The following is a 4993-nucleotide window of genomic DNA, read 5'->3' as shown; positions in this document are numbered from 1 at the left end:
GCACCCCGCCGCCGGCGCATGCACGCCCCGTACGCGGCCGCGCTCGCCGCCCGCGCCCCTCCCGCCGGGCCCGCCGCGGGCGGCACGGCCCTGGCCGAGCACTGGACCGCCGCGGGCGAGTTCGCGCGGGCCCTGCCCGCCGCGTGCCACGCCGCCGACCGCGCAGGCCGTCCGAACGCCTACGACGAGCAGCTCCACCTGCTGGAGCTCGTCCTGGAGCACTGGCCGAAGGCGCCGGAGCCGGCCCGGCTCATCGGCGCCGACCGGACGGTCGTGCTGGAACGCGCGGCCACGGCGGCGTTCAACGCGGGCCGGTCGGCCGCCGGGGTGGCGTACGGCACCGCGGCCCTGGACGAGCTGGACCCGGCCGCCGAGCCGGAGCGGGCGGCCCGGCTGCTGGGCCTGCGCGGCCGGCTGCAGAGCCGCATCGACGGCGGAGGCCGCGACGATCTGCGGCGGGCGGTCGAGCTGGCGCCGCCCGGGGCCTCGGAGGAGCTGCGCGGCCGGCTGCTGTCGGCCCTGGCCTTCGTGGAGTTCATGGCGTTCGACCTCGACGACTGCCGGCGGCACGCCGCGCAGGCGCTGGAACTCGCCGACCGGCTCGGCGACGACGCCCTGCGCGCGCCCGCGCTGCTGGTCCTGGGCGCACTCCACGGCACGCACGGCGAACTGGAGGAGGCGGCCGGCGCCTTCGCCGAGGCCCGCCGCGCCGCCGACGCGGCCGGCGACGCGCACACGTTCCTGACCACCTTCCAATGGGAGTCGACCTTCCTGGGCGACGCCGGGCGGTACGAGGAGGCGGTCGAGCTCGCCCGCACCGGGCAGGAGGTCGCCGAACGGCTCGGCCAGGCCCGGTCCCGCGGCAGCATGCTCGCCAACACGCGCGGCGTCCCCCTGGTCTACCTGGGACGCTGGGACGAGGCCATGCGCGTCGTCGACGACGCACTCGCCCTGGCGCCGCCCCCGCTGTACGCCGCGTTCCTGCGCCTGATCGCCGCGGAGATCGCGCACCGGCGTGGGCAGACCGAGCTGGGCGGGACGCTCCTGCGCCAGGTCACCGAGTTCGCCATGCACACCGTCGGCGCGGCGGAGGCGAAGTCCTGGCTGGCCCTGCTGCGCCTCGACCGCGCGCTCGGCCAGGACGACCTCGGCGCGGCGGACCACGTCGTCGGCGAGCACCTGCCGACGGCGGCGGGCCGCTGGCCGCCGCAGGAGACGGCGCGGTTCGCGGTGCTCGGCGCGCGCGTGCAGCGGGCCCGGCGCGCGGCCGCGCCGCGGAACCGGCGGGTCGCGGATGAGACCGCCGACCGGCTCGCGGCCCTCGCCCGCATGCTCGGCTCGCTGCGCACCGAGACCCCGGTGATGGACGCCTACCGCCGCACCTTCCGCGCCCTGACGGAGGGCGGCGAACTGGCCGCCTGGGACGAGGCGGCCGCGGCGTGGCGCGACCTCGGCAACCGCTACGAGACCGCCGTGGTGCTGGTGGAGGCCGCGGGCGCGGCGCTCGCGTCCAACAACCGTCCCGGCGCCCGGTCCCGGCTGCGGGAGGCGCGCGCCATCGCCGACGACCTGGGCGCCGCCCCGCTGCGGGCGCGCATCGACGACCTCGCGGCCCGCGGCCGCCTCACCGACGACGCCGCCCCGCCCGGCGAGTCCGGGGGCGCCGCCCGCGCCTTCGGCCTGACCCGCCGCGAACTCGACGTCCTGCGCCTCCTCGCGGGCGGGCGGACGAACCAGCGGATCGCCGCGGAGCTCTTCATCTCCGCGAACACCGTCGCCACCCACGTGACCAGAATTCTCACCAAGCTCGGCGCCGCGTCCCGCACCGAGGCCGCCGCCAAGGCCCGCGAGTCCGGCCTCCTGGACGCCCCGCCCTGATGCGGCGCGCTACCGAGGTCACGTCCCGGCGAGGACGCGTCCGCCGTGCCGCGCGGGGACCCGGGTCGGCCAGGAGGCCGGCCAGGCGACGTCGTCGACCGCGAGCCACGGCGCGGCGGCCACGCCCGCGGCAGCATCTCGATCCGCGCGTCCGGCACCGCCTCGTACCGGCGCGCCGACGAGGGCCTCCAGCGGGGATCGGCGGCGCCGAAGACCACCAGCAGCGGGACCCGGACGGCGGCGAGGCGCTCGGGCACGCCGCGCTCGGCGACGTAGGCGGTGTTCCGGCGCAGCACCGCCCGCATGGAGCGGTACGTGATGGCCCGGACCCCGGAGACCAGCTCGTCCGGGACGTCCACGGGGCCCGCGGCCGCGGCACCGATCCCGCGGCGGATCATCGCGTCCGACCGCCTCGCCCACAGCAGCGGCCCGAGGGGCGGGGAGAGGAGGGCCCGGATGAGGAGCGGCTGCCGGAGCAGCGCGTCCGGATCCGGCCCGGTACTGATGAGCGCGAGCGACCCCACGAGGCCGGGACGCCGCTCGGCGAGCGCGGTGGCGACGTAGCCGCCGCTGGAGTGCCCGGCCACGTCGACGCGGTCGATCCCGAGGCCGTCCAGCAGCGCGGCCACGCGGTCCGCCTGGTCGGGCACGTCGTAGGACGCGGCGGGCGGGGACTGCCCGCAGCCCGGCAGGCCGACCCGGACGACGTGCCGGTGGGCGGCGAGCGCCGGGATCATCGGCTTCCAGGTGCCGCCCGAGGCCCCCGATCCGTGGACGAGCAGCAGCGGCGGCGCCTGCCGCGGCCCGTCTTGCACCACGTGCATCCCGTGCATCCCGTGCATCCCGTGCGAAAGCTCAACGTCGGACTCGCTCATGCGGCCACCCTGCACGGGCGTTCGCCCACCGGTCTTGAAGAAATGTTCGCCGAGGGGCGTCAGACGACGGTCGCGGGCTGCTCGCGGGGGGTCAGCCGCAGCCGCACCACCGTGGGAATCGACTCGCGTTCGAGGGCGGCGCAGAGCCGCGGGAGGGCCTCGTCCTGGATGCGGCGCCGCAGCTCGTCGGGATCCGCCTCCTGCCCGTAGAGGATGCTCACCCGCAGCCCGGCCCCCTTGGGCGAGCGGACCAGCAGGGCCCGCACCCTGCGCACGCCCGGGTACTCGCCGATCTCGGTCTCCAGCGCGTCCGTGATGGCCTTGGCCTCCACCCGCGTCGCGCCGGCCCGGATGTCCGGCTCCAGCGAGAGACCCCGCACCCGGCTCGAACGGAGTTGGGCGAGCATCCAGGACAGCCCCATCAGCGCCAGGACGACCGCCACCGCCGCGACGGCGGGCCAGAACCAGCCGTGGCCGTCGGCGAAGCGGCGCGCCTCGGCGGTGAGGACGGGGCCGGAGGCCCGGGCCTTCCCGAAGGCGCCGAAGCCGCGGGCGAGGCCGAGCCCCCCGGCGGCGGCGAGGAGCAGGCCGAGAATGAACAGGCCCGTGCGGTTGACGTGCGCGTTGCGGCGGTCCATCAGATCTCCCGGTGCTTCATGCGCACCGTGACGGAGCGGGTGGGGAGGGGGTCGAGCCGGTCGAGCCGCTCCCGCACCGCCTCGGTGACCTCCGCGTCCAGGCCCGCGGGCTCGCGCACGGGCGTCTCCGCGACCACCCGCACCCGCCGGCGCCCCAGCCGGACCCTGCTGACGCCCGACACCCCGGGCGCGCCTTCGGCCGCGGCGGCGACGGAGCGCTTGAGCCCCCGCCTGCTCACGCCCATCATCAGGCTCGGATCCCGCCCGTGCAGCGGGACGATCCGTGACTTGCCCGGCAGCACGGCGGCCAGCAGGAACCAGACGCCGACGACGGCCAGGCCGGCGAAGATCGCGCGCGCGTACACGCCGTCCCAGTTCGCGTCCCGCACCCACCCGTAGGGGAAGATGCGCGCCGGGTGGTTCAGGGCCGCCGAGATGACCTCGATCGCCGTCAGCACCCCGGCCGCCGTCATCAGCAGCGCCGCAGCGAGGGCCGGCAGCACCCGCTGCGAGCGGAACGTGTGCCTGGCCGCCCGGTCGGCCTTCCGCGAACCGGCCGGCCGCGTGCTCGGCTCCGCGGCGGGCCGCGCCCCGGCCTGGGCGGTCACCGCACGGTCCTCTCACCCGCGGTGGGGCGCCCGAGCTCGGCCACCTCGATGTCCACCTGCCCGACGGTGAGACCGGTCAGCTCCGCCACCCGCTCCCGCACCCGCTGGCGCACCTCGCGGGCGACCGCGCGGACCGGCATCGGGTAGGCCACCGACAGCGCCACCTTGGCCGTGACGATGTCGCCGTGCACCCGCACCTCCGTGCGCGCGGGCCCCCGCCCGGGGATCGGCACGCCGACGATGGTCCGGCCGAGCCCGCCGGACGCTTCGACGTCCTGCGCGGCCTCCGCGACGATGCGCGCGACGGACCGCTCACGGATCGTCGTCCTGCCCCGCTCTTCCTCGGTCATCGCGGCCGCCGCCCCGTGCGGCTCGTCGAGAAGACCTGCCCGAGGTCGAGGCTGCCCTCGATGACCCGGCCGACCACGAAGCCGAGCGCCCCGAGGAACAGGACGAGGAAGAACGCGCCGGCGCCGCCGAACGCCCCGGCGAACCCCAGTGCCAGCCCGACGATCAGGCCGATCACGGGCCACGGCACTCGCACATCCATCTCGATCACCCTCTCGCCTCGGCGGGGTCATCAGCCGCCATCGGCCACGTCCCCGATCACCACGTCCACCGTCCGCCGACCGGCCAGCGGGCGCACCAGACGCCGTACGTCCTCGGCGATCTCGGCGAAGGGCCGTCCGTACCGGACGACCACCCCCACCTCGACCACCGCGTCGTGCACCGCGACCCCCGCGTAGGGGGGCCCGGCGCGGTAGGTCGCGATCCAGCCGCGCGGACCGGCCGTGAGTCCCAGGACGTCCGGGCACGCCATCGCCGCCGCGCCGATCCGCTCCGCCAGTTCGGCGAGCGGCTCCCCGTGGCCGGGCGCCTCGGCCGGCCGGGCGCCCGGCGCGCCGGTCCCGGCGGACGTCCCCCCGCCCGGCGGGACGTCCGGCCGCGACGCCTCGGCGGCGAACGCGGGCTCGCCCGGCCCCGTGCCGCCCGG

6 protein-coding genes and 1 pseudogene are annotated in these 4993 nt (G+C 77.5%); 1 reads left to right on the top strand and 6 read right to left on the bottom strand.

Annotated elements, in window-relative coordinates; translation table 11 throughout:
- Positions 1-1878, top strand: a 1878-nt coding sequence (locus ABD944_RS41965; protein WP_345187799.1) for a LuxR C-terminal-related transcriptional regulator, incomplete at its 5' end; no start/stop codon positions are given.
- A 182-nt stretch (positions 1879-2060) separates the two neighbouring features.
- On the opposite strand, the pseudogene ABD944_RS41960 reads toward ABD944_RS41965, so the two are convergent.
- From ABD944_RS41960 to ABD944_RS41935, 6 genes and pseudogenes are all read right to left on the bottom strand, one after another.
- A pseudogene (locus tag ABD944_RS41960) lies at positions 2061-2615 on the bottom strand (alpha/beta hydrolase); the annotation flags it as partial.
- A 197-nt stretch (positions 2616-2812) separates the two neighbouring features.
- Positions 2813-3391, bottom strand: a complete 579-nt coding sequence (locus ABD944_RS41955) for an alkaline shock response membrane anchor protein AmaP (protein ID WP_345187797.1) — start codon at positions 3389-3391, stop codon at positions 2813-2815.
- Complete coding sequence (locus ABD944_RS41950) at positions 3391-3999, bottom strand: DUF6286 domain-containing protein (RefSeq protein ID WP_345187795.1); 609 nt, start codon at positions 3997-3999, stop codon at positions 3391-3393. The genes ABD944_RS41955 and ABD944_RS41950 overlap by 1 nt, the downstream gene beginning before the upstream one ends.
- Positions 3996-4349, bottom strand: coding sequence for an Asp23/Gls24 family envelope stress response protein (locus tag ABD944_RS41945; protein ID WP_345187792.1), 354 nt, complete (start codon positions 4347-4349; stop codon positions 3996-3998). The genes ABD944_RS41950 and ABD944_RS41945 overlap by 4 nt, the downstream gene beginning before the upstream one ends.
- Entirely contained in the window at positions 4346-4549 is a 204-nt protein-coding gene (locus ABD944_RS41940; RefSeq protein WP_345187789.1) for a hypothetical protein, read from the bottom strand. Before ABD944_RS41940 ends, ABD944_RS41945 begins: the two co-directional genes overlap by 4 nt.
- 30 nt (positions 4550-4579) lie before the next feature.
- On the bottom strand, positions 4580-4993 hold a 414-nt coding region (locus ABD944_RS41935), incomplete at its 5' end, for a hypothetical protein (RefSeq protein WP_345187786.1).

Source organism: Actinomadura verrucosospora (assembly GCF_039540335.1).
In the GTDB taxonomy this organism is placed as follows: Bacteria; Actinomycetota; Actinomycetes; order Streptosporangiales; family Streptosporangiaceae; genus Spirillospora; species Spirillospora verrucosospora.
Note: the sequence above shows the minus strand (reverse complement) of the source record. Positions and strands in the feature narration are given on the sequence as shown.